The sequence below is a fragment of the Streptomyces sp. NPDC006335 genome (assembly GCF_040612795.1).
In the GTDB taxonomy this organism is placed as follows: domain Bacteria; phylum Actinomycetota; class Actinomycetes; order Streptomycetales; family Streptomycetaceae; genus Streptomyces.
In genome coordinates this window covers 62,764-87,398 of sequence record NZ_JBEXQX010000022.1, presented here as the reverse complement: position 1 = coordinate 87,398, position 24,635 = coordinate 62,764, and the positions used below count along the sequence as shown (strand labels likewise).

General features: G+C 69.5%; 20 protein-coding genes and 7 tRNA genes. 16 read left to right on the top strand and 11 right to left on the bottom strand.

Annotation, left to right across the window (positions count from 1 at the left end):
- Positions 1 to 80: 80 nt before the first annotated feature.
- The 6 genes from ABZ098_RS39045 (at position 81) to ABZ098_RS39020 (ending at position 5,310) form a co-directional block, all read left to right on the top strand.
- Positions 81 to 153, top strand: a tRNA-Glu gene (locus ABZ098_RS39045).
- Positions 154 to 191: 38 nt separating this feature from the next.
- Positions 192 to 266, top strand: a tRNA-Asp gene (locus ABZ098_RS39040).
- Between the two features lie 24 nt (positions 267 to 290).
- A tRNA-Phe gene (locus ABZ098_RS39035) sits at positions 291 to 364 on the top strand.
- Positions 365 to 470: 106 nt separating this feature from the next.
- Entirely contained in the window at positions 471 to 4,430 is a 3,960-nt protein-coding gene (gene hrpA, locus ABZ098_RS39030; protein ID WP_356598724.1) for an ATP-dependent RNA helicase HrpA, read from the top strand.
- 94 nt (positions 4,431 to 4,524) lie between these two features.
- A tRNA-Asp gene (locus ABZ098_RS39025) sits at positions 4,525 to 4,599 on the top strand.
- A 513-nt stretch (positions 4,600 to 5,112) separates the two neighbouring features.
- On the top strand, positions 5,113 to 5,310 hold the full coding sequence (locus ABZ098_RS39020; RefSeq protein ID WP_356598722.1) for a DUF6274 family protein: 198 nt from the start codon (positions 5,113 to 5,115) through the stop codon (positions 5,308 to 5,310).
- Between the two features lie 391 nt (positions 5,311 to 5,701).
- On the opposite strand, the gene bldC is transcribed toward ABZ098_RS39020, so the two are convergent.
- Together bldC and ABZ098_RS39010 are read right to left on the bottom strand one after the other, a co-directional pair.
- Positions 5,702 to 5,908 carry a developmental transcriptional regulator BldC gene (gene bldC, locus ABZ098_RS39015; protein WP_003949541.1) on the bottom strand — a complete coding sequence of 69 codons (207 nt, stop codon included), beginning with the start codon at positions 5,906 to 5,908 and terminating at the stop codon, positions 5,702 to 5,704.
- 515 nt (positions 5,909 to 6,423) lie between these two features.
- The gene (locus ABZ098_RS39010) at positions 6,424 to 7,266 is read right to left on the bottom strand and encodes a hypothetical protein (RefSeq protein WP_356598720.1); all 843 of its coding nucleotides are present in this window, start codon (positions 7,264 to 7,266) and stop codon (positions 6,424 to 6,426) included.
- A gap of 222 nt (positions 7,267 to 7,488) precedes the next feature.
- Here ABZ098_RS39010 and ABZ098_RS39005 point away from each other — a divergent pair, with 222 nt between their 5' ends.
- Both ABZ098_RS39005 and ABZ098_RS39000 read left to right on the top strand, forming a co-directional pair.
- The gene (locus ABZ098_RS39005) at positions 7,489 to 8,592 is read left to right on the top strand and encodes a Glu/Leu/Phe/Val dehydrogenase dimerization domain-containing protein (protein WP_356598718.1); all 1,104 of its coding nucleotides are present in this window, start codon (positions 7,489 to 7,491) and stop codon (positions 8,590 to 8,592) included.
- A 281-nt stretch (positions 8,593 to 8,873) separates the two neighbouring features.
- The gene (locus tag ABZ098_RS39000) at positions 8,874 to 9,128 is read left to right on the top strand and encodes a DUF3073 domain-containing protein (protein ID WP_123990237.1); all 255 of its coding nucleotides are present in this window, start codon (positions 8,874 to 8,876) and stop codon (positions 9,126 to 9,128) included.
- A 72-nt stretch (positions 9,129 to 9,200) separates the two neighbouring features.
- Here ABZ098_RS39000 and purM read toward each other — a convergent pair whose 3' ends face one another.
- The 7 genes from purM to purS form a co-directional block, all read right to left on the bottom strand.
- Entirely contained in the window at positions 9,201 to 10,268 is a 1,068-nt protein-coding gene (gene purM, locus ABZ098_RS38995) for a phosphoribosylformylglycinamidine cyclo-ligase (RefSeq protein ID WP_356598716.1), read from the bottom strand.
- Between the two features lie 45 nt (positions 10,269 to 10,313).
- Positions 10,314 to 11,840: an amidophosphoribosyltransferase gene (gene purF, locus ABZ098_RS38990; protein WP_356598714.1), complete on the bottom strand. Its 1,527-nt coding sequence runs from the start codon at positions 11,838 to 11,840 to the stop codon at positions 10,314 to 10,316.
- A 57-nt stretch (positions 11,841 to 11,897) separates the two neighbouring features.
- The gene (locus ABZ098_RS38985; protein WP_356598712.1) at positions 11,898 to 12,704 is read right to left on the bottom strand and encodes an META domain-containing protein; all 807 of its coding nucleotides are present in this window, start codon (positions 12,702 to 12,704) and stop codon (positions 11,898 to 11,900) included.
- A gap of 92 nt (positions 12,705 to 12,796) precedes the next feature.
- Positions 12,797 to 13,591, bottom strand: a complete 795-nt coding sequence (locus tag ABZ098_RS38980; protein WP_356598710.1) for a sterol carrier family protein — start codon at positions 13,589 to 13,591, stop codon at positions 12,797 to 12,799.
- A gap of 460 nt (positions 13,592 to 14,051) precedes the next feature.
- A complete protein-coding gene (gene purL / locus ABZ098_RS38975) occupies positions 14,052 to 16,310 on the bottom strand; it encodes a phosphoribosylformylglycinamidine synthase subunit PurL (RefSeq protein ID WP_356598708.1) in 2,259 nt (752 codons plus the stop codon).
- Positions 16,307 to 16,987 carry a phosphoribosylformylglycinamidine synthase subunit PurQ gene (gene purQ, locus ABZ098_RS38970; protein WP_037722174.1) on the bottom strand — a complete coding sequence of 227 codons (681 nt, stop codon included), beginning with the start codon at positions 16,985 to 16,987 and terminating at the stop codon, positions 16,307 to 16,309. Before purQ ends, purL begins: the two co-directional genes overlap by 4 nt.
- Positions 16,984 to 17,247, bottom strand: a complete 264-nt coding sequence (gene purS, locus ABZ098_RS38965; RefSeq protein WP_003999970.1) for a phosphoribosylformylglycinamidine synthase subunit PurS — start codon at positions 17,245 to 17,247, stop codon at positions 16,984 to 16,986. Before purS ends, purQ begins: the two co-directional genes overlap by 4 nt.
- A gap of 324 nt (positions 17,248 to 17,571) precedes the next feature.
- Here purS and ABZ098_RS38960 point away from each other — a divergent pair, with 324 nt between their 5' ends.
- The 8 genes from ABZ098_RS38960 (at position 17,572) to ABZ098_RS38925 (ending at position 22,018) form a co-directional block, all read left to right on the top strand.
- A complete protein-coding gene (locus tag ABZ098_RS38960; protein ID WP_356598706.1) occupies positions 17,572 to 17,889 on the top strand; it encodes an Lsr2 family protein in 318 nt (105 codons plus the stop codon).
- Positions 17,890 to 18,013: 124 nt separating this feature from the next.
- Positions 18,014 to 18,085, top strand: a tRNA-Gly gene (locus ABZ098_RS38955).
- A gap of 79 nt (positions 18,086 to 18,164) precedes the next feature.
- Positions 18,165 to 18,237 (top strand) — tRNA-Gly (locus ABZ098_RS38950).
- A gap of 137 nt (positions 18,238 to 18,374) precedes the next feature.
- Positions 18,375 to 19,313, top strand: a complete 939-nt coding sequence (locus ABZ098_RS38945; RefSeq protein ID WP_356598704.1) for an ABC transporter ATP-binding protein — start codon at positions 18,375 to 18,377, stop codon at positions 19,311 to 19,313.
- On the top strand, positions 19,310 to 20,083 hold the full coding sequence (locus tag ABZ098_RS38940; protein ID WP_356598702.1) for an ABC transporter permease: 774 nt from the start codon (positions 19,310 to 19,312) through the stop codon (positions 20,081 to 20,083). The genes ABZ098_RS38945 and ABZ098_RS38940 overlap by 4 nt, the downstream gene beginning before the upstream one ends.
- Before the next feature lie 14 nt (positions 20,084 to 20,097).
- The gene (locus ABZ098_RS38935) at positions 20,098 to 21,312 is read left to right on the top strand and encodes a histidine kinase (protein ID WP_356598700.1); all 1,215 of its coding nucleotides are present in this window, start codon (positions 20,098 to 20,100) and stop codon (positions 21,310 to 21,312) included.
- A gap of 2 nt (positions 21,313 to 21,314) precedes the next feature.
- Positions 21,315 to 21,923: a response regulator transcription factor gene (locus ABZ098_RS38930; RefSeq protein WP_356598775.1), complete on the top strand. Its 609-nt coding sequence runs from the start codon at positions 21,315 to 21,317 to the stop codon at positions 21,921 to 21,923.
- Between the two features lie 22 nt (positions 21,924 to 21,945).
- Positions 21,946 to 22,018, top strand: a tRNA-Gly gene (locus ABZ098_RS38925).
- Positions 22,019 to 22,060: 42 nt separating this feature from the next.
- On the opposite strand, the gene ABZ098_RS38920 is transcribed toward ABZ098_RS38925, so the two are convergent.
- Both ABZ098_RS38920 and ABZ098_RS38915 read right to left on the bottom strand, forming a co-directional pair.
- Positions 22,061 to 22,960, bottom strand: a complete 900-nt coding sequence (locus ABZ098_RS38920) for a phosphoribosylaminoimidazolesuccinocarboxamide synthase (protein WP_356598698.1) — start codon at positions 22,958 to 22,960, stop codon at positions 22,061 to 22,063.
- A gap of 126 nt (positions 22,961 to 23,086) precedes the next feature.
- The gene (locus ABZ098_RS38915) at positions 23,087 to 24,616 is read right to left on the bottom strand and encodes a N,N-dimethylformamidase beta subunit family domain-containing protein (protein ID WP_356598696.1); all 1,530 of its coding nucleotides are present in this window, start codon (positions 24,614 to 24,616) and stop codon (positions 23,087 to 23,089) included.
- Between the last annotated feature and the right edge of the window lie 19 nt (positions 24,617 to 24,635).

Sequence of the window (24,635 nt, the reverse complement as noted above, 5' to 3'; positions counted from 1 at the left end):
ACCGTTTTGGCGATACCTCCCGGCATCCCATATGCTTCTCACGTCCCCGACGCGCTGCGAAGCGCCCAGGCGGGCCGATAGCCCTCATCGTCTAGCGGCCTAGGACGCCGCCCTTTCAAGGCGGTAGCACGGGTTCGAATCCCGTTGGGGGCACGCAACACCGTGTGCGACACTGTTCGTGCACAAAGCTTGGTCCTGTGGAGCAGTTTGGAGTGCTCGCCACCCTGTCAAGGTGGAGGCCGCGGGTTCAAATCCCGTCAGGACCGCTGAGGTTTCCCCGGAAGCCTCATGGCTGGGTAGCTCAGTTGGTACGAGCGACCGCCTGAAAAGCGGTAGGTCGCCGGTTCGACCCCGGCCCCAGCCACAGCACAGACCCCGATCTCCGGATCGGGGTCTTGTTGTATGTGCTCTACGACGCCGGACAAAACCGTTCGCCACTAATTTCGCCGGGATGAGATCCTGGATCGCGTATGTCTACGCACCCTGCCCCCGCCCCCGGCGCCCCCGCCTTCGCGGACCTCGCCGCCCGCCTGACCGAGCTGTCCCTGCGTGACGCGCACCGGCTCGGGCGCAGGCTCGAAGGCGCGCGCAAGATCCGCAAGCCGGAGGCGCGGGCCGCCGTGCTGACCGAGATCGAGGCGGAGATCGGCAAGGGCGAGGAGCGGGTGGGCGCCCGCCGGGCCCGCGTGCCCGCCGTGTCGTATCCCGAGCAGCTCCCGGTCAGCCAGAAGAAGGACGACATCGCGGCCGCCATCCGCGATCACCAGGTCGTGATCGTGGCCGGTGAGACCGGTTCCGGCAAGACCACCCAGATCCCGAAGATCTGCCTGGAGCTCGGCCGGGGCGTCAAGGGCATGATCGGGCACACCCAGCCCCGCCGGATCGCCGCCCGTACCGTCGCCGAGCGGGTCGCCGAGGAGCTGGACACCCCGCTGGGCGAGGCCGTCGGCTGGAAGGTGCGCTTCACCGACCAGGTGAACCCGGACGCGACCTTCGTGAAGCTGATGACGGACGGCATCCTGCTCGCCGAGATCCAGACCGACCGCGAGCTGCGCGCCTACGACACGATCATCATCGACGAGGCCCACGAGCGGTCCCTCAACATCGACTTCCTGCTCGGCTACCTCGCCCAGCTGCTGCCCAAGCGCCCCGACCTCAAGGTCGTCATCACCTCGGCGACCATCGACCCCGAGCGCTTCTCCCGGCACTTCGGGGACGCCCCGATCGTCGAGGTCAGCGGACGTACCTATCCGGTGGAGGTCCGCTACCGACCGCTCCTCGAAGAGGACTCGGACGACTCCGACCGCGACCAGATCACCGCGATCTGCGACGCGGTCGAGGAACTCCAGGGCGAGGGCAAGGGCGACATCCTCGTCTTCCTCTCGGGAGAGCGGGAGATCCGCGACACCGCGGACGCCCTGGTGAAGAAGAACTACCGCTTCACCGAGGTCCTCCCTCTCTACGCCCGGCTCTCGCACGCCGAGCAGCACCGCGTTTTCCAGCCGCACACCGGGCGCAGGATCGTTCTGGCGACCAACGTCGCCGAGACCTCCCTGACCGTCCCCGGCATCAAGTACGTCATCGACCCCGGCTTCGCCCGCATCTCCCGCTACAGCCACCGCACCAAGGTGCAGCGACTGCCCATCGAGCCGGTCTCGCAGGCCAGCGCCAACCAGCGCAAGGGCCGCTGCGGCCGTACCTCCGACGGCATCTGCATCCGCCTGTACAGCGAGGAGGACTTCAACGCCCGCCCGGAGTTCACGGACGCCGAGATCCTGCGGACGAACCTCGCCTCCGTCATCCTCCAGATGACCGCGGCCGGCCTCGGGGACATCGAGAAGTTCCCGTTCATCGACCCGCCGGACCACCGCAACATCCGTGACGGCGTCCAACTCCTCCAGGAACTGGGCGCATTGGACCCGGCGCAGAAGGACGTACGCAAGCGGCTCACGGACACCGGCCGCAAGCTCGCCCAGCTCCCCGTCGACCCGCGGCTCGCCCGCATGGTCCTGGAGGCCGACAAGAACGGCTGTGTCCGCGAGGTCATGGTCATAGCCGCCGCGCTGTCCATCCAGGACCCGCGCGAGCGCCCGGCCGACAAGCAGACCCAGGCCGACCAGCAGCACGCCCGCTTCAAGGACGAGACGAGCGACTTCCTCGCGTACCTCAACCTGTGGCGCTATGTCCGCGAGCAGCAGAAGGAGCGCGGCTCGTCGTCCTTCCGCCGGATGTGCAAGCAGGAGTACCTCAACTTCCTGCGCATCCGCGAATGGCAGGACATCTACACGCAGTTGAGGACCGTCGCCAAGCAGATGGGCATCCACCTCAACGAGGAGGACGCGGCCGACCAGAGCGTCCACGTCTCCCTCCTCGCCGGCCTCCTCTCCCACATCGGGATGAAGGACGTGAAGGACGGCAACAAGAACGAGTACCTGGGTGCCCGCAACGCCAAGTTCGCGATCTTCCCGGGCTCGGCCCTCTTCAAGAAGCAGCCGCGTTTCGTGATGTCGGCGGAGCTGGTGGAGACCTCCCGCCTCTGGGCCCGCGTCAACGCCAAGATCGAGCCGGAGTGGGTCGAGCCCCTCGCGGAACACCTGCTGAAGCGGACGTACTCCGAACCGCACTGGGAGAAGGACCAGGCCGCGGTGATGGCGTACGAGAAGGTCACGCTGTACGGCGTGCCGATCGTCGCCCAGCGGAAGGTCAACTACGGCCGTATCGACCCGGAGTCGAGCCGCGAGCTTTTCATCCGCAACGCGCTCGTCGAGGGCGACTGGCGCACCCACCACAAGTTCTTCGCCGACAACCGCCGACTCCTCAGCGAGGTCGAGGAGTTGGAGCACCGGGCGCGGCGCCGGGACATCGTGGTCGACGACGACACGCTCTTCGACTTCTACGACCAGCGGGTGCCCGAACACGTCGTGTCAGGGGCGCACTTCGACTCGTGGTGGAAGCGGAAGCGGCACGAGGAGCCGGAGTTCCTGGACTTCGAGCGGGAGATGCTCATCCGGGAGTCGGCGGAGGCGGTCACGAAGGCCGACTACCCCGACTCCTGGCGGCAAGGACCCTTGAAGTTCCGGGTGACGTACCAGTTCGAGCCGGGTGCGGACGCGGACGGTGTGACCGTCCACATCCCGCTCCAGGTCCTGAACCAGGTGAAGGACGAGGGCTTCGACTGGCAGATCCCGGGCCTCAGGGAGGAGTTGGTGACGGAGCTGATCCGTTCCCTCCCCAAGCCGATCCGCCGAAACTACGTGCCGGCACCGAACTTCGCGAAGCGGTTCCTGGACACGGCCGTCCCGTTGCAGGAGCCTCTGACGGTCACGATGGCCCGCGAGCTGAAGCGCATGGTCGGAGTCCCCTTCGAGGCCGACGACTTCGACCAGTCGCGGATCCCGGACCACCTGCGCATCACCTTCCGGATCGTCGACGAACGGCGCCGCAAGCTCGCCGAGGACAAGGACCTGGAGTCCCTGCGCCTGAAGCTGAAGCCGAAGGCACGCCAGGCCCTCTCACAGGCCGCCGCGGCGACCGCCGAGCGCACCGGCGGCGAGTCCCTGGAGCGCAAGGGCCTGACCGACTGGACGATCGGCACGCTCACGCGTGTCTTCGAGACCCGCCGCGCGGGCCAGCCGGTGAAGGCGTACCCGGCGCTGGTGGACGACGGCGACACCGTCTCCGTCCGCCTCTTCGATACGGAGGCCGAGCAGGCCGAGGCGATGTGGAAGGGCACGCGACGGCTGATCGTGCGCAACATCCCGGTGAGCCCGGCGAAGTTCGCGTCCGAGAAGCTGACCAACCCCCAGAAGCTCGCGCTGTCGGCGAACCCGCACGGCTCGATCCAGGCGCTGTTCGAAGACTGCGCGACGGCGGCCGCGGACAAGCTGATCGGGGACTTCGGGGGGCCGGCGTGGGACGAGGAGTCGTACCGGAAGCTGTACGACAAGGTGCGCGCCGAGATCGTCGACACGACGGTCCGTACGGTCGGGCAGGTGCAGCAGGTGCTCGCCGCCTGGCAGGCCTGTGAGCGGCGCCTGAAGGCCGTACGGAGCCCGGCGCTGCTGGCGAACCTGGCGGACGTGCGCAAGCAGTTGGACGCGCTCGTGAAGCCGGGCTTCGTGACGGAGACGGGCCTGCGCCGGCTGCCCGACCTGATGCGCTACCTGGTCGCGGCGGACCGCCGTCTCCAGCAGATGGCGACGAACGTCCAGCGGGACACGACCCGTATGGAGAAGGTCCACGAGATGCAGGACGAGTACGCCTGGCTCCTGGAACAGCTCCCCCAGGGCCGGCCCGTGCCCCAGCAGGTCCACGACGTCCGCTGGATGATCGAGGAGCTCAGGGTCAGCTATTTCGCCCACGCGCTCGGCACGGCGTACCCCATCTCCGACAAGCGGATCGTGAAGGCGATCGACACCCTGGCTCCGTGACGACACCTTCACACAGGGTGAGTTCGACCAGGGCCTCCCTGCTCCTGTACAGTCCTTCTCGCAGCGCAACGCACCAGTAAGCGCCGCGAAACCTGGTCCTGTGGAGCAGTTTGGAGTGCTCGCCACCCTGTCAAGGTGGAGGCCGCGGGTTCAAATCCCGTCAGGACCGCAGTGAGAAGTAAGGCCCGCATCCCGGCAACGGGGGCGGGCCTTCTTCATGCCCGAAGGCCGCGCCCGCGGCGGAGCCGCAATCAGACACAGCAAATCCCGTCAGGACCGCAGTAAGAAGCCAGGCCCGCATCCCCGCAACGGGAGCGGGCCTTCTTCGTGTACGGGGCGACCGGATCCGCCTGCCACGACACCCAGGATCTTCTTCGTGTGGTGCGGTGAGGGGCGGGCCTTCCACTCGGCGCCTGGCCAAGCCGTCTCAGCCGGCCCAGCGTCCGAGGACGAGCCCTCCGCGCCCGTCTCAGCCCCCTCAGCCCCCGGTTCCGGGACGAGCCCTGGGCGGCCGGAGCAGGGGCCGGTGGCGCCAGGGAGGGCGCTTCCGTGCGGGTGGGTCTGACGGGCGGTCAGCAGGGGTCCGCAGGGCCCGAGGAGCGCCACGCCATCTTGACGGCGTCCCGAAGCGCCGGTACCCAGAAACCAGGCCCCCGTTCCCAACGGAGCCCGGAGGTGGCGTATGGCGGCATCGGTCAGGCACGAGACGCGGGCGTTGCTCCGCGCGCATCTGTCGGCCGCGTCGTCGTATCGGCATGTGACCCGCCACTGCCCGATCTGCCACCGCCTGTTGCGGCTGGCGATGGACTCCGCCCCCACGGCCTCTCCAGAGGCCCCCCTGGAGGAGCCCGCAGAAGACGGGACTCCCTCCCCGGCGTAACGTCCAATAGCGCACCGGGACCGACGGCAACAAGGACTCTGGCATGTGACGGGAGTCACCGCATGAGTTTTTGGAACCGTGGAACTTACCGCTCTCCTACAACAGGTCAATTTAATATGTGCAATTGCACCCCTGGCCACAGGTCCTCCAGAGGGTGCCTCACAGGAGACCCGACACCCCTCCCCAGACTCCGACAAGCCCGCTCACAAGACGGCTGGCCGCCCACAGTCCGCGCACAAAAAAGATCGCGCTGGACTCGGCGGAGTCCAGCGCGATCGACGACGAGGTTGAGAATGGGCCCTGTTGGGGCAGGACCCGCGTCGCTTGGAGCCAGTGTTCGGGCGCCGCGGCCAACTGGGGGGTCGGCCGGTTTGCCCGGTTATTCAGTTGTTCAGGCCTCGCTGCGCTGCTGCGGGATGCCCGCGAGCAGAGCGCGGACCTCAGCCTCGCGGTAACGGCGGTGCCCGCCGAGCGTACGGATCGACGTGAGCTTGCCGGCCTTCGCCCACCGCGTGACCGTCTTCGGGTCCACGCGGAACATCGTGGCGACCTCAGCCGGGGTCAGCAGCGGCTCGGCATCAGGGGTGCGAGCGGTCATGAGCGGCCTCCTCGGGAGAACCGAACCTTCTCGGTTCTTTCCTCTAAATTCTGCACCTTGACCCGCGTTGCCCGAAATGGCGGATGCGGGTCGAGTCGGTTATAGGACGAACGGCTTGTCCTCGGCACTACAACTACACCATCTGTCCAGCCGCGTCGGCCAAACCGATGGAATTGCCCCCCAGGTGTTCATCGGCGACGGAAGCCGATGGACCATGCCATAGCGGACAGTCACGCCACTGTGACGATCAGTCACAGCAGCGATCAGGAGTCACCAGACCCCCCAAAGCGGAACCTCCCCCGGGCCCCTTGTCCTATTTTGGCATGAGGAGGGGCAAGAGATGCAAGAGCCGGGTACGTGCGGTCCGTCACGCTTGACACTCCGTGAGGCGTACGCCCGGATCGGGACCTACGTCCCTTGTCGGTGAGACTTCAGGGGAAGTTGAACACCTTGAGCGAGGACAAAACCTCAAAACGGGCGTCAGGTCAAACGCCTGTTCGTGACATGGGGCACATTCAGTTCGCCGAGCGACGGTCCCTGACGGCCCGCCAGCGCTCCACGAGCCGCCCGTAGGCCTCGCCCGCAGCGGCCCCGTCACCGTGCCTGAGCGCCTCGATGCCCTCGGCCACGTCCGCCGCCGAGTGGTCGTCCTCCAACTCGCCCGGCGGGAGCACGTGCACCAGACCGCCGTAGTCGAGCTCGACCAGTGAGCGCGGGTGGAACTCCTCCAGCCAGCGCCCGACGTCGATCAGGCCGTCGATGAGCGGCCCTTCGTCGATGGCGTCCTTGAGGGTCCGCAGAGCCCGCGCCACGCGCCGCCGGGCCTGCACCATGGGGGTGCGGTAGCGCAGCAGCGGCGGGATCTCACCGGAGCCCTTGTCGAACCGCCGCTCCTCGTCGGAGACCAGCACGAACCAGTTCAGCGGCACCTGCCAGGTCGCGGTGCGGATCCAGGGCCGGGCGTCCGGGTTGCGGGCGAGCCAGCGCTCGTAGTCCTGGGCGGTCTCGCGGCGTACGACCTCGGGCAGCACCGCGTCCAGGACCGGCCCGGGCAGCTCCTGCCCGAGCTCCTCCAGGGCCAGCCAGCCGCGCAGCCGGGTGCGCCACGGACACACGCACACCACGCCGTCCACGTCGACCACGAAGGCGTCGCTGCTCTCGTGCACCGGCACCGGGACCGGCGGGACGGGCAGCAGGTCGGCCAGGGAGCGGCGCAGTTCGTCCTGGTACGAGGGACGGTCCGGGCGGCGGGCGTAGCGTGCCCAGTGGCTGCGCTCGGGCTCGGGGAAGGCGGCCAGCGGTTCGTACACGCGCAGATAGGTCGCGTACGGGACGATCACCGAGGACACCTTGGGCACGCCTGCTCTCTCCCCCGCCGCCTGCCGGGAAAACCTGCGAAACCCGCACACAAACGCGCGGGAAAACTATGCAAATCGTCGCACGCCGACACCCCCGGCGAAGGTGATCCTGAGCACTGCACGGTCGCGGGCCGCCACAGGCCCTAATCTCGTGCTCACAGGCCCCGCCACCCGTACGGGGCCCTGTGCCCCATCGCCGCAATTTACCCAGGAGTCACCACAGTGACCGACGTAACCGGCGCCGCTGCCGATGTGCTGCACACCCTGTTCCACTCGGACCAGGGCGGTCATGAGCAGGTCGTGCTCTGCCAGGACCGCAGGAGCGGCCTCAAGGCCGTCATCGCCCTCCACTCCACCGCGCTCGGCCCCGCCCTCGGCGGGACCCGCTTCTACCCGTACGCGAGCGAGCAGGAGGCCGTCGCCGACGCGCTGAACCTCGCGCGCGGGATGTCGTACAAGAACGCCATGGCCGGGCTCGACCACGGCGGCGGCAAGGCCGTGATCATCGGGGACCCGGAGCGCGACAAGAGCGAGGAACTGCTCCTCGCGTACGGCCGTTTCGTGGCCTCGCTCGGCGGGCGCTACGTCACCGCCTGCGATGTCGGCACTTACGTCGCCGACATGGACGTCGTCGCCCGTGAGTGTCGCTGGACCACCGGCCGCTCGCCCGAGAACGGCGGCGCCGGCGACTCCTCCGTCCTCACCGCCTTCGGCGTCTACCAGGGCATGCGGGCCAGCGCCGCGCACCTGTGGGGCGACCCCTCGCTGCGCGGCCGTACGGTCGGCGTCGCCGGTGTCGGCAAGGTCGGGCACCACCTGGTCCAGCACCTGCGGGACGAGGGCGCCGAGGTCCTGATCACGGACGTGCGCGAGGAGGCCGTGGGCCGGATCCTCGCCGCGCATCCGACGGGCGTGAGGGCCGTCGCCGACACCGCCACCCTCATCCGCGCCGAGGGCCTCGACATCTACGCCCCCTGCGCGCTCGGCGGCGCCCTCAACGACGACACCGTACCCGCGCTGACCGCGCGGATCGTGTGCGGTGCCGCCAACAACCAGCTCGCACACCCGGGCGTGGAGAAGGACCTCGCCGACCGCGGGATCCTCTACGCGCCGGACTACGTGGTGAACGCCGGCGGGGTCATCCAGGTCGCCGACGAGCTGCACGGGTTCGACTTCGAGCGGTGCAAGGCGAAGGCCGCGAAGATCTACGACACCACGCTCGCCATATTCGCACGTGCGAAGGAGGACGGGATTCCGCCGGCTGCCGCGGCCGACCGGATCGCCGAGCAGCGGATGCACGAGGCGGCCGTGCGACCGGCGCACTGACGTTTGACCGGTACCCGTCGGCGCACACTTAGAGAGAACTCTCACGTTCGTCGGCGGGTCGGCCGCGAAGAAGTGGTTAAAATCGCGGTTGACCAGCGGGGACGGGGCTCCCCGCGGGTGCCGGTGCAGGGCCCGTGCTGCGGGCGACGTACCGTATGGGCGTGGGCTCAGGTACCGTGGAAGCCCTACGGACCGGTCTCTCCGCGGAGAGTCCGTTCCAGATCATGAACGCGTGTCAAGACTCTGGGGCCACCGAGCCCCGTATCCGAGGGGGTCGAGCCATGGGGCGCGGCCGGGCAAAGGCCAAGCAGACGAAGGTCGCCCGCCAGCTGAAGTACAGCAGCGGCGGGACAGATCTGTCGCGTCTGGCCAATGAGCTGGGCGCTTCGACTTCGAGCCAGCCGCCGAATGGCGAGCCGTTCGAGGACGACGACGAGGAAGACGACCCGTACGCCCAGTACGCGGATCTCTACAACGACGACGAGGACGAGGACGACGAGTCCGGCCCCTCTTCGCAACACCGCCGCGGCGCTTGACGCTCTAGCTGTGCTTGACCCGGTCCGGGGTGATCCACACCACCGGACCGGGTTTTGCGCTGCCTCCGCGTCTTACGCGGCGTAGTCGCCCACCAGCTCCGCACCCGTGGCGTGGTCGCCGCGGTCCGTGATCTCGCCCGCGACCCATGCCTCGACCCCACGGTCGGCCAGGGTGGCCAGGGCGACGTCCGCCGACTCCTCGGGCACGATCGCGATCATGCCGACGCCCATGTTCAGCGTCTTCTCCAGCTCCAGGCGCTCGACCTGACCCGTCTTCCCGACGAGGTCGAAGATCGGGTCCGGGGTCCAGGTGGTGCGGTCGACGATCGCGTGCAGGCCGTCGGGGATGACACGGGCCAGGTTGGCCGCCAGGCCGCCACCGGTGACGTGCGAGAAGGCGTGCACCTCGGCCGTGCGGATCAGGGCCAGGCAGTCCAGCGAGTAGATCTTCGTGGGCTCCAGGAGCTCCTCGCCGAGGGTGCGGCCGAGCTCCTCGATGCGGGCGTCCAGAGCGAGGCCGGCCTGGTTCAGGAGCACATGCCTCACGAGCGAGTACCCGTTCGAGTGAAGACCCGAGGCCGCCATGGCGATGACCGCGTCACCCTTACGGATGCGATCGGCGCCGAGCAGCCGGTCGGCCTCCACGACGCCCGTACCGGCGCCGGCGACGTCGAAGTCGTCCTGGCCAAGTAGACCGGGGTGCTCGGCCGTCTCACCGCCCACCAGGGCGCACCCGGCGAGCACACAGCCCTCGGCGATGCCCTTGACGATGGCGGCGACCCGCTCGGGGTGGACCTTGCCGACGCAGATGTAGTCGGTCATGAACAGCGGCTCGGCACCGCACACCACGATGTCGTCCATGACCATCGCGACCAGGTCGTGGCCGATGGTGTCGTAGACGCCCAACTGGCGCGCGATGTCGACCTTGGTGCCCACGCCGTCGGTGGCGGAGGCGAGCAGGGGGCGCTCGTAGCGCTTGAGGGCGGAGGCGTCGAAGAGGCCGGCGAAACCGCCGAGGCCGCCGAGGACCTCGGGGCGCTGGGTCTTCTTCACCCACTCCTTCATGAGCTCTACGGCGCGGTCGCCCGCCTCGATGTCGACGCCCGCGGCTGCGTAGCTGGCACCAGTTGTCTCAGACATGGCAGTAGAGAACCTTCGTGTCGTACGGCAGGTATGACGGACTGCCTACGGGCGGCGGATCGCGTCGGCGGCGGCCGTGGCGGCGGGACCGGCGGCCAGCTCGGTCTCCAGGAGCTGCTTGCCGAGCAGCTCGGGGTCCGGGAGCTCCATCGGGTACTCGCCGTCGAAGCAGGCGCGGCACAGGTTCGGCTTGGCGATGGTGGTCGCCTCGATCATGCCGTCGATGGAGATGTAGGCGAGGGAGTCGGCGCCCAGGCTGGTGCCGATCTCGTCGATCGTCATGCCGTTGGCGATGAGCTCCGCGCGGGTGGCGAAGTCGATGCCGAAGAAGCAGGGCCACTTCACGGGGGGCGAGGAGATCCGGATGTGGACCTCGGCGGCGCCCGCCTCGCGGAGCATGCGGACCAGGGCGCGCTGGGTGTTGCCGCGCACGATCGAGTCGTCGACGACGACCAGGCGCTTGCCCTTGATGACTTCCTTGAGCGGGTTCAGCTTCAGGCGGATGCCGAGCTGGCGAATCGTCTGCGAGGGCTGGATGAACGTACGGCCGACATAGGCGTTCTTCACCAGGCCCGCGCCGAAGGGGATGCCGGACGCCTCGGCGTAGCCGATGGCCGCCGGGGTGCCGGACTCCGGGGTCGCTATGACGAGGTCGGCCTCGACGGGCGCTTCCTTCGCGAGCTTGCGGCCCATCTCCACGCGGGAGAGGTACACGTTCCGGCCGGCGATGTCGGTGTCGGGGCGCGCCAGATAGACGTACTCGAAGACACAGCCCTTGGGCTTCGCTTCCGCGAATCGGGAGGTTCGCAGACCGTTCTCGTCGATGGCGACGAACTCGCCCGGCTCGATCTCGCGGACGTAGGCGGCGCCGCAGATGTCGAGGGCGGCGGACTCGGAGGCGACGACCCAGCCGCGCTCCAGACGGCCGAGGACCAACGGACGGATGCCCTGCGGATCGCGGGCGGCGTAGAGGGTGTGCTCGTTCATGAAGACGAGCGAGAAGGCTCCCTGGACCTGGGGGAGGACCACGGGGGCCGCTTCCTCGATGGTCAGGGGCTTGCCGTCCTCGTCGACCTGGGCCGCGAGGAGCGCGGTGAGCAGGTCGGTGTCGTTGGTGGCGGCCACACGGGGGCTGCGGCCCTCCTGCTTGGGCAGGTCGGCGACCATCTCGGCGAGCTGCGCCGTGTTGACCAGGTTGCCGTTGTGGCCGAGCGCGATGGAACCGTGCCCGGTGGCACGGAAGGTCGGCTGGGCGTTCTCCCACACGGAGGCGCCGGTGGTCGAGTAGCGGGCGTGTCCGACCGCGATGTGACCCTGGAGCGAACCGAGAGAGGTCTCGTCGAAGACCTGGGACACGAGGCCCATGTCCTTGAAGACGAGGATCTGGGAGCCGTTGCTGACCGCGATTCCCGCGGATTCCTGGCCCCGATGCTGGAGGGCGTAGAGCCCGAAGTACGTGAGCTTGGCGACCTCTTCGCCCGGAGCCCAGACACCGAAGACGCCACAAGCGTCCTGGGGGCCCTTCTCGCCGGGGAGCAGGTCGTGGTTGAGTCGTCCGTCACCACGTGGCACGGTTCCGAGTGTAGGCGAGATCGACCACTGGTCCGAATTCGCGGAGAGTGGGCTTTCTTACTCCGCCCGGGCCGTAACGCTCTTCCCGGGGGCCTTGGTGATCTTCAGAGAATCGTGTTCCTGCTGGTAGGAGACCTTTCCGGAGAGGATCCCGGCGAGTTCGCGCTCGGTCTTCATCACCGGGCCCGCACACATCATGCGCGTGGTCGCGAGGCGCCCGAACTCGATCGTGCCGTCCTTGACGGTGGCTTTGCCGCGGAAGCTGTTGCACCCGAGGCTGCCGGTGACGGTGTTGGTCTCGGTGAGGGTGAGATGGGCGTTCCCGCCGAGGGACCAGCGCGTGCCCTTCAGGGCGGGAGGCTTCTGCTCGCGAAGGGTGATGGTGCCGTCCCGAGAGCTGGTCAGGGTGAGGGTCCTGGCACCCGGGGGGCCTTCCAGGCGGGCCTTGAGGTCGTTGTCGAAGACGGCGACGAACTTCTCCTCGAACTCTCCTACGGCCCCGGGGCAGCCCATGAGTGTCTGGGCGAGGTCGGAGACCTTCAGGGTGTCGCCCTGGATGTCCACGTCGGCGCCGAAGCTGTTGCAGCCCACGGTGCCGCCGGACCTTCCCCCGTCGACGCCCGGTTCGGCGGTGCCGGGCTTGAAGGTGATGTAGGCCTTCCTGCGAGCGCCCTCGGTGGGCAGGGCGTAGTCCTTGCCGTCGACGGTGACCTTCTTCGGCACCCAGGGGGTGTGGGCGAGGGTGTCCTCCAGGACGGAGGCGTCCTTGGTCCTGGTCCCCGCCGGCTCTGTGCCGCAGGCGGTCAGGACGGTGGTCCCGACCAGGGCCGCGGCCGCGTACTTGGCGTATGTCGTCCGCTTCATGGCTCTTTGACGCGGGAGGCGGGCGACGGGTTCGGTCCCGTTATCAGTCTGTTGTCATGTTCGCCCTCAATACGAGGACGCGTCCCCCCGTGTCAGCCCATGATCGGCAGCAGCCCGCCCAGGTCCGCCCGTTCCCCGCTCGCGCTGACCTTGGCCGCGTCCAGCGCGTCCTGCCAGGTCAGCCGACCGGTGGCGAGCCGGATCCAGGTCAGCGGGTCGGTCTCGACGACGTTCGGCGGGGTGCCCCGGGTGTGCTTGGGCCCCTCGACGCACTGCACGACGGCGTACGGCGGGATCCGCACCTCGGTCGAACCGCCGGGCGCCTTGGCGGCGAGGGCGTCGGCGAGGAGGCGGGTGCAGGCGGCGAGCGCCTGGCGGTCGTAGGGGATGTCGAGGCCGGGCACGGCGGCGTTGAGGTCGTCGGTGTGGACGACGAGCTCGACGGTCCGGGTGACCAGGTAGTCCGCCAGGGTCATGGCACCGGTACGGGCGGCGAGTACGCGGGAGCCGGGGGCGGTCAGCGCTTCGAGGAACCGCTCCTCGGTACGGGCGTACAGCGCGTCGAGATCCGGGTTGGCGGTGGCCAGCTCCCGGGTGCCGTCGGCGATGTCTCCGGCCCGGGCGGCGGTGGCGAAGGGCCAGTCGAGGAGGGCGAGCTGGGGCGCCGGCGGTTCGTCGCGGGCGAGGTTCCGGCTGACCGTCTCGACGGCCATGGTGATGTGCGCGGCCAGGTCCCGCACGGTCCAGCCGGCCAGGCGGGTCTCGAGGGCGAGCTGCTCGGGGGTGAGGGCGCCCACGGCGTCCCGGACATGTCCGAACTGCTTCTTCAGAGCCTCGCGGATCTTGACGGAGTCGTAGGTGCGGGCGCGCTTCCTGGCCGTGGGCATGGCGGTGAGCCTAGTCGGCGGGGTGGGCGGAGGAGGAGGGGGCGGTGATCTTCGGGCGGGGGGCGCGGTTCTCTTCGGCGGCAGCGGTGGGCTCTTGGGCGAGCGGGCGCGGAGGCCTTCCGGCGGGCGCGGAAGCTCTTCGGCGGCAGCGGGGGGTCTTCGGGGGCTCGAAAGCCTTCCGGGGGCGCGAGAATTCTTCAGCGGTAGCGGAGGGCTCTTCGGCGAGCACGGAGGCTCTTCGCCCCCCCCCAGCGCTGGGCACTTCGGCAGGCGCGACCACTCCTCGCCATCAGCTCACAGCTCTACGGCAGGTGCGACCACTCCTCGGCCGCGGCTTCGGTGGCGCGGGGAAGCCCAAGGCTGCCTTGCGTGCGTAACCGCCCGCCCCCGCCCTGCGGCATGGCGAAGGCCCCGTCCGTCACGGTGACGGGCGGGGCCTTCCTGGTCGTACGGTTACCGGCTACTTCAGCAGGGCCGGGATCGTCTCCTCGTGAGCCGTGCGCAGCTCGTCGAGGGACAGTTCGAACTCGCCCTGGAGCTCGACCGAGTCGCCGTCGACGACACCGATGCGGGTGACGGGCAGACCCCGAGCACCGCACATGTCGTTGAAGCGGAGCTCCTCGGAGCGGGGGACGGCCACGACCGCGCGGCCGGCCGACTCCGAGAAGAGCAGGGTGAACGCGTCCAGACCGTCCGGGACGATCAGGCGGGCGCCCTTGCCTCCGAGCAGGGCCGACTCCACGACCGCCTGGATCAGGCCGCCGTCGGAGAGGTCGTGCGCGGAGTCGATCATGCCGTCCCGGGAGGCGGAGATCAGGATCTCGGCGAGCAGGCGCTCGCGCTCCAGGTCGACCTTGGGCGGCAGACCGCCGAGGTGGTCGTGGACGACCTGGGACCAGGCCGAGCCGCCGAACTCCTCACGGGTGTCGCCGAGGAGGTACAGGAGCTGGCCCTCCTCCTGGAAGGCGACCGGCGTACGGCGTGCCACGTCGTCGATGACGCCCAGCACGGCCACGACCGGCGTCGGGTGGATGGCCACCTCGCCCGTCTGGTTGTACAGGGAGACGTTGCCGCCCGTGACCGGCGTGCCCAACTGCTGGCAGGCGTCGGCCAGTCCGCGGATGGCCTCGGCGAACTGCCACATCACCGCCGGGTCTTCGGGCGAACCGAAGTTCAGGCAGTCGGAGACGGCGAGCGGCTTGGCACCGGTCGTCGCCACGTTCCGGTAGGCCTCCGAGAGCGCCAACTGCGCGCCCGCGTACGGGTCGAGCTTCGCGTAACGGCCGTTGCCGTCCGTCGCGATGGCCACGCCCAGGCCGGTCGACTCGTCGATGCGGATCATGCCGGAGTCCTCCGGCTGGGCCAGCACCGTGTTGCCCTGCACGAAGTGGTCGTACTGCGAGGTGATCCACTTCTTGGAGGCCTGGTTGGGGGACGACACGAGCTTCAGGACCTGGTCCCGGAGCTCCGCCGAAGTCGTCGGCCGGGGCAGCTTGTTCGCGTCGTCGGCCTGGAGCTCGTCCTGCCAGGACGGGCGGGCGTAGGGGCGCTCGTAGACCGGGCCGTCGTGCGCGACCGTGCGCGGGTCGACGTCGACGATCTTGCCGCCGTGCCAGTAGATCTCCAGCCGGTCGCCGTCGGTGACCTCACCGATCACCGTGGCGATGACGTCCCACTTGTCGCAGATCTCCAGGAACCGGTCGACCTTCTCCGGCTCCACGACCGCGCACATGCGCTCCTGGGACTCGCTCATGAGGATTTCCTCGGGCGAGAGGGTCGAGTCGCGGAGCGGGACGTCGTCGAGGGTGACGCGCATGCCGCCGGAGCCGTTCGAGGCGAGCTCGGAGGTGGCGCAGGACAGACCGGCCGCGCCGAGGTCCTGGATGCCGACGACCAGCTTCTCCTTGAAGGCCTCCAGGGTGCACTCGATGAGGAGCTTCTCCTGGAAGGGGTCGCCGACCTGGACGGCCGGGCGCTTGGAGGGCTTCGCGTCGTCGAAGGTCTCGCTCGCCAGGATCGAGGCGCCGCCGATGCCGTCGCCGCCGGTCCGGGCCCCGTAGAGGATGACCTTGTTGCCCGCGCCGGACGCCTTCGCGAGGTGGATGTCCTCGTGCCGCATCACACCGATGGCACCGGCGTTGACCAGCGGGTTGCCCTGGTAGCAGGCGTCGAAGACGACCTCGCCGCCGATGTTGGGGAGCCCGAGGCAGTTGCCGTAGCCGCCGATGCCCGCGACCACGCCCGGCAGAACGCGCTTGGTGTCCGGGTGGTCGGCCGCGCCGAAGCGCAGCGGGTCGACCACGGCGACCGGCCTGGCACCCATCGCGATGATGTCGCGGACGATGCCGCCCACGCCGGTGGCCGCGCCCTGGTAGGGCTCGACATAGGAGGGGTGGTTGTGCGACTCGACCTTGAAGGTGACCGCGTAGCCCTGGCCGACGTCCACCACGCCCGCGTTCTCACCGATGCCGACGAGCAGCGCGTCGGACTGCGGGGCCTTCTCGCCGAACTGGCGCAGGTGCACCTTCGACGACTTGTACGAGCAGTGCTCGGACCACATGACCGAGTACATGGCGAGCTCGGCACCGGTGGGCCGGCGCCCGAGGATCTCGACGACCCTCTCGTACTCGTCCTTCTTCAGGCCCAGTTCGGCCCAGGGCAGCTCGACGTCGGGGGTCGCGGCCGCGTGCTCGACCGTGTCCAGAGGCGTCCGGCTCATGCGTTGACCAGCTTCTTGAGGATCGAGGTGAAGAACGGCAGGCCGTCGGTACGGCCCGTACCGATCAGCGGCTCGGTGGCGTGCTCCGGGTGCGGCATGAGGCCTACGACGTTCCCGGCCTCGTTGGTGATGCCGGCGATGTCGCGGAGCGAGCCGTTGGGGTTGAAGTCGAGGTAACGGAAGACGACCCGCCCCTCGGCCTCCAGCTTGTCCAGCGTGTACTCGTCGGCGACGTACCGGCCGTCCATGTTCTTCAGCGGGATGTGGATCTCCTGGCCGGACGTGTAGTCGACGGTCCAGGCGGTGTCCGCGTTCTCCACCCGCAGCTTCTGGTCGCGGCAGATGAAGTGGAGGTGGTCGTTGCCGAGCATCCCGCCCGGGAGGAGGTGGGCCTCGGTGAGGATCTGGAAGCCGTTGCAGATACCGAGGACCGGAAGTCCTGCCCTGGCCTGCTCGATGACCGTCTCCATCACCGGCGAGAAGCGGGAGATGGCACCGGCCCGCAGATAGTCGCCGTAGGAGAAACCGCCCGGGAGGACGACCGCGTCGACCTGGTGGAGGTCCTTGTCCTTGTGCCAGAGGGCGACCGGCTCGGCGCCCGCGAGGCGGATCGCGCGCTGGGTGTCACGGTCGTCGAGGCTGCCGGGGAAAGTGACGACGCCAATACGAGCGGTCACTTCACGGCCTCCGCGACTTCCTCCACCTTGACGGTGAAGTCCTCGATCACGGTGTTGGCGAGGAAGGATTCCGCAAGATCGTGGATGCGGGCGAGCGCGGCCTCGTCGACCGGTCCGTCAACTTCCAGTTCGAATCGCTTTCCCTGACGTACGTCGGAGATGCCTTCGAAACCCAGTCGCGGCAGTGCGCGCTGGACCGCCTGGCCCTGGGGGTCGAGGATCTCCGGCTTGAGCATGACGTCGACTACGACGCGTGCCACTGGCACTCCCGGTGGTGTGGTGCTGAGCAGGTTCCTTCAGACTACCCGCACAAAATTTCTACGCGCGTTGAGTTGTAGGAATCTACGTGACGGCCATCACTGAGCATCGCCGACGTGGCCGGTCGCGAAAATTTCCGGGAAAGATCCCAGATCGACACCCGATACCTATTGCGCCCACCCGTCTCCCACCACCACCCTCAATCGAAGTCGCTTCCGCTCCCTCTTGATTTTGGACACGCGGAAGGATTTAGTCGAGCTTCACAATGCATTGTCGGGCACTGTACAAATGAATTGGCAACGTGCCGTACGAAGGGACCGATATTCGTGGCGCAGAAGGTCGTGGTCACTCTCTTTGACGACATCGACGGCTCGGAAGCGGCGGAAACGATCGCCTTCGGACTCGACGGCAAGTCGTACGAGATCGACCTGAATCAAGCCAATGCCGAGAAACTGCGTAAGGCGCTCGAGCCGTACGTGGAGGCCGGCCGCAAGCGGTCCAGGTCGGGCAAGGCGTACAAGCAGACCGAGGTCGCTCCCGACCCGGCGGCGGTCCGGGCCTGGGCCCAGGCCAACAAGATGGACGTCCCCGCCCGTGGACGCATCCCGAAGAAGGTCTACGAGGCGTTCACCGAGGCCCAGTAGGAGCCTGTCGACGCCGGGTCACCCGCCCCTCGGCACAACCGACTTGCGTTGCACCCCACCTGGTCAGCTAGAGTCTGGAGCACGCCGAGGGGCGAGGCCGAAAGGCCCAGCTCACGGAGTACACGCGGGTGTAGTTCAGTAGTAGAACATCCCCCTTCCAGGGGGAAGGCGCAGTGTGCAATTCCTGTCACCCGCTCTGCACCGCCGGTCCCGGTCCCTTGTGGATCAGGTAGGCTGGTGCTCGCGCCGATCGGTGAGAGCCGGTCGGATGCAATGCGGACGTAGCTCAGTTGGTAGAGCGCAACCTTGCCAAGGTTGAGGTCGCGAGTTCGAGCCTCGTCGTCCGCTCTGAATCAAGCCCTCCGGTTTCTGCCGGGGGGCTTTTTCATGCCGTCCCAGTGATCCACCGGTCATCTGACATTTGTCATACGGAGTGGTGACAGCGCGCACTGCTGTCGCATCCGGTCCGCCGGGACGCTGGCTTCATGAACACCGACGAACACGAACACGTGATTGAGGTCACCGACCTCCGGCGTGTGTACGGGGGCGGGTTCGAGGCCGTGCGCGGAATCAGTTTCTCCGTGCGGCGCGGAGAGGTCTTCGCCCTGCTCGGCACCAACGGCGCCGGCAAGACCTCCACCGTCGAACTGCTGGAGGGACTCGCCCGGCCGAGCGACGGACGGATCCGCGTCCTCGGACACGATCCGTACACCGAGCGGGCCGCCCTGCGCCCACGCACCGGGGTGATGCTCCAGGAGGGCGGCTTCCCCTCCGAGCTGACCGTCGAGGAGACCGCGCGGATGTGGGCCGGCTGCGTCAGCGGGGCCCGGCCGCCGCTGGAGGTGCTGGAGCTCGTCGGGCTCTCCCGGCGGACCGGCGTACGGGTCAAGCAGTTGTCCGGGGGCGAGCGGCGGCGCCTCGACCTGGCGCTCGCGCTGCTCGGCGACCCCGAGGTGCTGTTCCTGGACGAGCCGACGACCGGACTCGACGCCGAAGGACGCCGGGACACCTGGGAGTTGGTGCGGGCACTGCGCGACCGGGGGACGACCGTACTGCTCACCACGCACTACCTGGAGGAGGCCGAGGATCTCGCCGGACGGCTGGCGATCCTCCACGAGGGGCGGATCGCGGCCACGGGGACACCGGCCGAGGTGACCGCCGCCCAGCCGGCACGGATTTCGTTCGAACTGCCGGACGGCTACTTCGTGGGCGATCTGCCGCCGCTCGGCGAGCTGGGGGTGTCCGGGCACGAGCTCGACGGGAACGTCGTACGGCTGCGGACGCGGGAGTTGCAGCGGGCGGCCACCGGGCTGCTGGTGTGGGCCGAGCGGGCCGGGGTCGAACTGCGGCGGCTGGATGTGCGGTCCGCCTCGCTGGAGGAGGCCTTCCTGGGGATCGCGGCACGTGAGGAGATCTCGGCATGAGCACCGTCACCACTCCCGCGAGCAGACTGGGCGCCCTCGCCCGCGCCGAGTTCACGCTGCTCGGACGGAGCAAGGCCACCCTGGTCGCGGCCGTCCTGGTGCCGCTCGCGCTGCCGTTCAGCCTGCGGCCCGTCGTGGACGACATGGACGTCCAGGAGGCCGGGCTGAGTGTCGGCCTGGTGCTGCTGCCGGCCGCGGTCGGCTTCGCCCTGCTGTTCGGCGTGTACAGCGCCCTCGTCGGGATCTACACCGCCCGGCGCGAGGAACTGGTGCTGAAGCGGCTGCGCACCGGGGAGCTGCGGGACGTCGAGATCCTCTGCGGGACCGCGCTGCCGATCGGCGCGACCGGGCTCACGCAGTCCCTGGTGCTGGTGGTCGCGAGCACGGCCCTGCTCGACGTGCCCGCACCGCGCGCCCCCCATCTCGCCGTCCTGGGGCTGCTGTTGGGGCTCGTGATGTGCGCGGCGCTCGCGGCCGTGACGTCGGCCGTGACCCGGACCGTGGAGAGCGCGCAGGTCACCACGCTGCCCTTCGTGATGCTCTCGATGGTCCTCTCGGGCGTCGCCGTACCCCTGGAGCTGCTGCCCGACACCTTCGCGTCGGTGTGCGAGCTCCTGCCCCTGTCCCCCGTGCTCACCCTGGTCCGCGGCGGCTGGGCGGGCACGCTCTCGGCCTACGAGGCCCTGGGCGCCCTCGCCACGGCGGTGGCCTGGACGGTGCTGGCCGTGTTTGCTGTACAGCGGTGGTTCCGGTGGGAGCCGAGGCGCTGACGTACGGGGAGAGCATGCGCGAGGCAGGGGGCTGGTGGCGGCGCAAGAGCACGCCGGCGAAGGTCGAGACGTACACGCGGTGGTCGTTCCACTTCTTCGCGGTGATCTACGTCGCGTCGGTCGGACTGCCGGTCTTCGGCCAGGTGACGGGCCGGCTCGCGGTCTGGCTGCTGCTGCTGGTGTGCGCGCATGCCGTGGTGTGCGCGGTGACCGCTTCGCGGGCGCTCGACTGGACACGTGGGCGGCGCGAGCAGCCGGTGCGGACGCTGTGGGTGCTCGGGGCGGTCAGCGTCGTCATCGCCGCCGCGGTGATCGCGATGGCGGAGCGGGGTCCGGACGCCGACGGGGTCGACAAGGCCGTGGGCGCGGTCTTCGTGGGCGTGCTGACCTTCGCGGCCGGCATCGGGGCGCTCGGTGTCCGCAGGCGCCGGCGCGTGCTGGCGCTCGTGGGCGGCTTCGCCGCGGGCGCCGCGCTCGGCGGCTTCCCCCTGGGGTACGCCGTCCCGGAGTCCCTGGTCACCGGGATCGTGGTGCTGGTCGCCGCCGGCTTCCTCGCCTTCACCTCCGTCTTCTCCGTCTGGCTCCTGAACGCCGTCTACGAACTCGACACGGCCCGCGAGACCCGCGCCCGGCTCGCCGTCGCCGAGGAACGGCTGCGGTTCGGGCGGGACCTGCACGACGTCGTCGGGCGGAACCTGGCGGTGATCGCGCTCAAGAGCGAACTGGCCGTCCAGCTCGCCCGCCGGGGACGCGAGGAGGCCGTGGACCAGATGACCGAGGTGCAGCGGATCGCGCACGAGACACAGCGCGAGGTGCGGGACGTCGTACGGGGATACCGGGAGGCCGATCTCGGGATCGAACTCACCGGAGCACGAGGGGTGTTGACCGCGGCCGGTATCGACTGCGAGATCACCGGGGATACGGGCGGGCTGCCCGCCGAGGTGCAGTCGGCGCTCGGCTGGGTGGTCCGGGAGGCCACCACGAACGTGCTGCGTCACGGGGACGCCCAACGGTGTGTGGTGGCTCTGCGAAGAGAGGGGGAGCGGGTGGTGCTGACCGTGGAGAACGACGGGGTGTCGCGGTCGCCGGGCAGCGGCGGGTCCGGGCTCGTCGGGCTGCGGGAGCGGCTCGCGGCGGTGGCCGGGACGCTGGAGGCGGGGCCGGCGCCGGACGGCGTGTTCCGGCTGGTGGCCAAGGTGCCGTTGGTGGCGCTGGAGGGGGTTTCGTGACCGTGACCGTGCGGGTGCTGCTCGCCGACGACGAGCATCTGATCCGGGGCGCGCTCGCCGCGCTCCTCTCGCTGGAGGACGACCTGGCGATCGTCGCGGAGGCGGCCACCGGGCCCGAGGCGCTGGCGATGGCCCGGGCGCACGCGCCCGACGTCGCCGTACTGGATCTGCGGATGCCCGGCGCGGACGGTGTGAAGGTCGCCACACTCCTGCGGACCGAGCTGCCCTCGTGCAAGGTGCTGATCGTCACCAGTCACGGGCGGCCGGGGCATCTCAAGCGGGCCCTGGAGGCCGGGGTGCGGGGGTTCGTGCCGAAGACCGTGAGCGCGCAGCGGCTCGCGGAGATCATCCGCACGGTGCACGCCGGAAACCGTTACGTCGACCCCGAGTTGGCCGCCGACGCGATCTCCGCCGGGGACTCGCCGCTGACCGCCCGGGAGGCCGAGGTGCTGGAACTCGCCGCCGACGGGGCGCCCGTCGCGGAGATCGCGGAACGGGCCGCGCTGTCTCAGGGGACCGTACGGAACTACCTGTCGTCGGCCGTCTCCAAGCTCGGGGCCGAGAACCGTCACGCGGCCGTGCGGTTCGCGCGGGAGCGAGGTTGGGTATAGTGGTTCTCGCGCCACGGCGCATGCGAACGTAGCTCAGTTGGTAGAGCGCAACCTTGCCAAGGTTGAGGTCGCGAGTTCGAACCTCGTCGTTCGCTCTGTTGAGGAAAAGCCCCCCGGTTCACCGGGGGGCTTTTCCGTTACGACCAGCTCGTCCCGGTCAGACGCTCGTACGCCTCGATGTACTTGGCGCGGGTGCGGTCCACCACCTGCTGCGGCAGCGGCGGCGGAGGCTGCTCGCTCTTCCGGTCCCAGCCGGACTCCACCGAGGTCAGCCAGTCGCGCACGAACTGCTTGTCGTACGACGGCTGCGGGTGCCCCGGCTCCCACTGGTCGGCCGGCCAGAAGCGGGAGGAGTCCGGGGTGAGGACCTCGTCCGCGATGACGAGGGTGTCCCCGTCGAAGCCGAACTCGAACTTGGTGTCCGCCAGGATGATCCCGCGGTCCCGGGCGATGTCCCGGCCGCGGCTGTAGACGGCGAGGGTCGCCTGGCGCAGCTGGGCGGCGGTGTCGGCGCCGACCTGGCGCGCGACCTCCTCGTAGGAGACGTTCTCGTCGTGCTCGCCGACGGCGGCCTTGGTGGCCGGGGTGAAGATCGGGGCGGGCAGCTCGCTGCCGTCGACCAGGCCCTCGGGCAGGGCGAGGCCGCAAACCGTGCGGGACTCGTTGTACTCCAGCAGTCCGGAGCCGGTGAGATAGCCACGGGCGACGGCCTCCACCGGGACCATCTGGAGCGACTTGCAGACCAGGGTGCGGCCGGCCCAGTCGGCGGGGGCGCCCTCCGGCACCTCCGTGCTCAGGACGTGGTTCGGCAGCAGGTCGGCGATCTGGTCGAACCACCACAGCGACAACTGGGTGAGGACGCGGCCCTTGTCGGGGATCTCCGTCGGCAGCACCCAGTCGAAGGCGGAGATACGGTCACTGGCGACCATCACGAGGTCGCCCGCCTCGTTCTGGTACAGCTCGCGCACCTTGCCGGTGTGCAGGTGCACCAGGCCCGGAACCTGGAGCGGCTCGGGCTTTTCTACGAATCCGGACACGGTTCCTCCCCGTGGCTATGTCCAACGGGTCGATTGTCCCGTACAGGCGGCTGACCTTGGACTTGGGGTGTGCTGGGGCCTTGGGCGGGTGCCCGCTCGGTCCTTGGGCGGGTGCTCCGCCCGGGCTCAGTCACGCTTGCAGATGCGGTCCAGGAGGTTGGCGGTGGCGCGCTGGACACGGGCGTCGACATGGCCCGGGCGGTCCAGTGCCGGGGACCAGGCGAAGGTGCCGGCGGCGAAGACCAGGGCACCGGAGGGGGCGCGGTAGAGGGACGTCTCCTGGTGGCGGAGGGCGCCCTCGCTGTCGGCGTACGGCGAGTGGGCGAGCAGGATGCGGTCGTCGTGGTCGGGCAGCGGGGCGCGCGGGAAGTAGCGGTCGGCCTCGCCCGCGACCAGGCCGGCGATCTCGTCGCCCTCGTGCGCGCCGGTCGCGTCCCACAGCCAGTGCTCGGCGTTGCGGACGATCAGGGGGTGGGGCTCGGGCACCCGTCCCGCGTACTGGATGCCGACCACCTGCTGTTCGGGGCGGTCGACCTCGCGCCAGAGCGCCGGTTTTCCCGGCCCCTTGCGTTTTCGGCAGGTGAGCAGGCGGTCGGGGACACCGGACGGGGAGGGGCCCAACTCGACCTGCCAGTACATGGTGTTGGCCGACAGGAAGACCAGGGAGGTGCCGCTGTCCCGGGCGCGCTCGACCGTGCGGCGCATGGCGGTCGACCAGTACTCGTCGTGGCCGGGGAAGACCAGGCCCCGGTAGCGGGTGGGGTCGAGGTGGCCGGCGTGCAGGTCGCGGGCGTCGGCGTAGGCGAGGTCGTAGCCGTAGCGCTCGGCGAAGCGGATGAAGTCGTAGGCGTGGCCGACGTGCAGGGGCAGGCCCGCGCCCGCGTACGGCCGGTCGAAGGAGACCGTGGTCGCGGCGTCGGCCTCGCCGAGGAGCCGGCCCTGTTCGTCCCAGGCGTGGTAGAGACTGGCGCCGGTGCGGCCGTCCTCCGGGTAGAGGTTGTACGCCTGCCACGTCACGTCGGGCAGCAGGAGCAGTAAGTCCGCGGGGTGGTTGTCGCGGACGGTGAACGGGATGTGGGAGCGGTAGCCGTCGGCGGTGGTGAGGACGGCCACGTATGCCCCGATGCTCCAGTACGACGGGATCTGGAGCCGCCACGACAGCCACCAGTGGTGGCAGGAGACCGTGCGGTCGGCGGTCAGCGGCGGGGGCTGGACGATGCCGGAGAGACGGGGGCTGGTGGTGATCTTCGCCGCTCCGTCGCCGCCGTAGTGGCCGATGCGGTAGACGTCGACGCCGAACTCCTGCGGCGGGTCGACGGTGATGTGGAAGTCGACGGCCTCGCCGGGGGCGACCGCGCCGGTCGAGGTGAAGCCCTTGATCTGGCGACGGACGTCGTCGGCGGAGCGAGGGCCGCCGCCCGTGGGGGCGGTGCGGGGGGCGGGGACACGGGGCGTGTTCGTGTTCGGGGTGTGCGCCGGGTCCGTCTCGACGTACCAGGGGACCACCTGGCCGGTGTCGTCGAAGTACGTCTCACTGCCGCGCAGCCAGGGGACGGGGCCCTGGCCGAAGGGGTCCGTGACGGCGTGCGCGAGAGCTCCGGACTCCCAGCGGCGGATGTGCTCCGGTCCTGGTCCTGGTTCCGGTCCTGGCCCCATGGTCGCTCCCCTCCCTCGT

Excerpts from the sequence above, each read along its gene's own strand:
- ABZ098_RS38985 (WP_356598712.1), bottom strand. The coding sequence starts at position 12,704 with ATGAAGCGGACGACATACGCCAAGTACGCGGCCGCGGCCCTGGTCGGG.
- ABZ098_RS38980 (WP_356598710.1), bottom strand. The coding sequence starts at position 13,591 with ATGCCCACGGCCAGGAAGCGCGCCCGCACCTACGACTCCGTCAAGATC.
- ABZ098_RS38940 (WP_356598702.1), top strand. The coding sequence starts at position 19,310 with ATGAGCACCGTCACCACTCCCGCGAGCAGACTGGGCGCCCTCGCCCGC.
- ABZ098_RS39020 (WP_356598722.1), top strand. The coding sequence starts at position 5,113 with ATGGCGGCATCGGTCAGGCACGAGACGCGGGCGTTGCTCCGCGCGCAT.
- ABZ098_RS38935 (WP_356598700.1), top strand. The coding sequence starts at position 20,098 with ATGCGCGAGGCAGGGGGCTGGTGGCGGCGCAAGAGCACGCCGGCGAAG.
- purM (WP_356598716.1), bottom strand. The coding sequence starts at position 10,268 with ATGTCTGAGACAACTGGTGCCAGCTACGCAGCCGCGGGCGTCGACATC.
- purL (WP_356598708.1), bottom strand. The coding sequence starts at position 16,310 with ATGAGCCGGACGCCTCTGGACACGGTCGAGCACGCGGCCGCGACCCCC.
- ABZ098_RS39000 (WP_123990237.1), top strand. The coding sequence starts at position 8,874 with ATGGGGCGCGGCCGGGCAAAGGCCAAGCAGACGAAGGTCGCCCGCCAG.
- ABZ098_RS38915 (WP_356598696.1), bottom strand. The coding sequence starts at position 24,616 with ATGGGGCCAGGACCGGAACCAGGACCAGGACCGGAGCACATCCGCCGC.
- bldC (WP_003949541.1), bottom strand. The coding sequence starts at position 5,908 with ATGACCGCTCGCACCCCTGATGCCGAGCCGCTGCTGACCCCGGCTGAG.
- ABZ098_RS38945 (WP_356598704.1), top strand. The coding sequence starts at position 18,375 with ATGAACACCGACGAACACGAACACGTGATTGAGGTCACCGACCTCCGG.
- hrpA (WP_356598724.1), top strand. The coding sequence starts at position 471 with ATGTCTACGCACCCTGCCCCCGCCCCCGGCGCCCCCGCCTTCGCGGAC.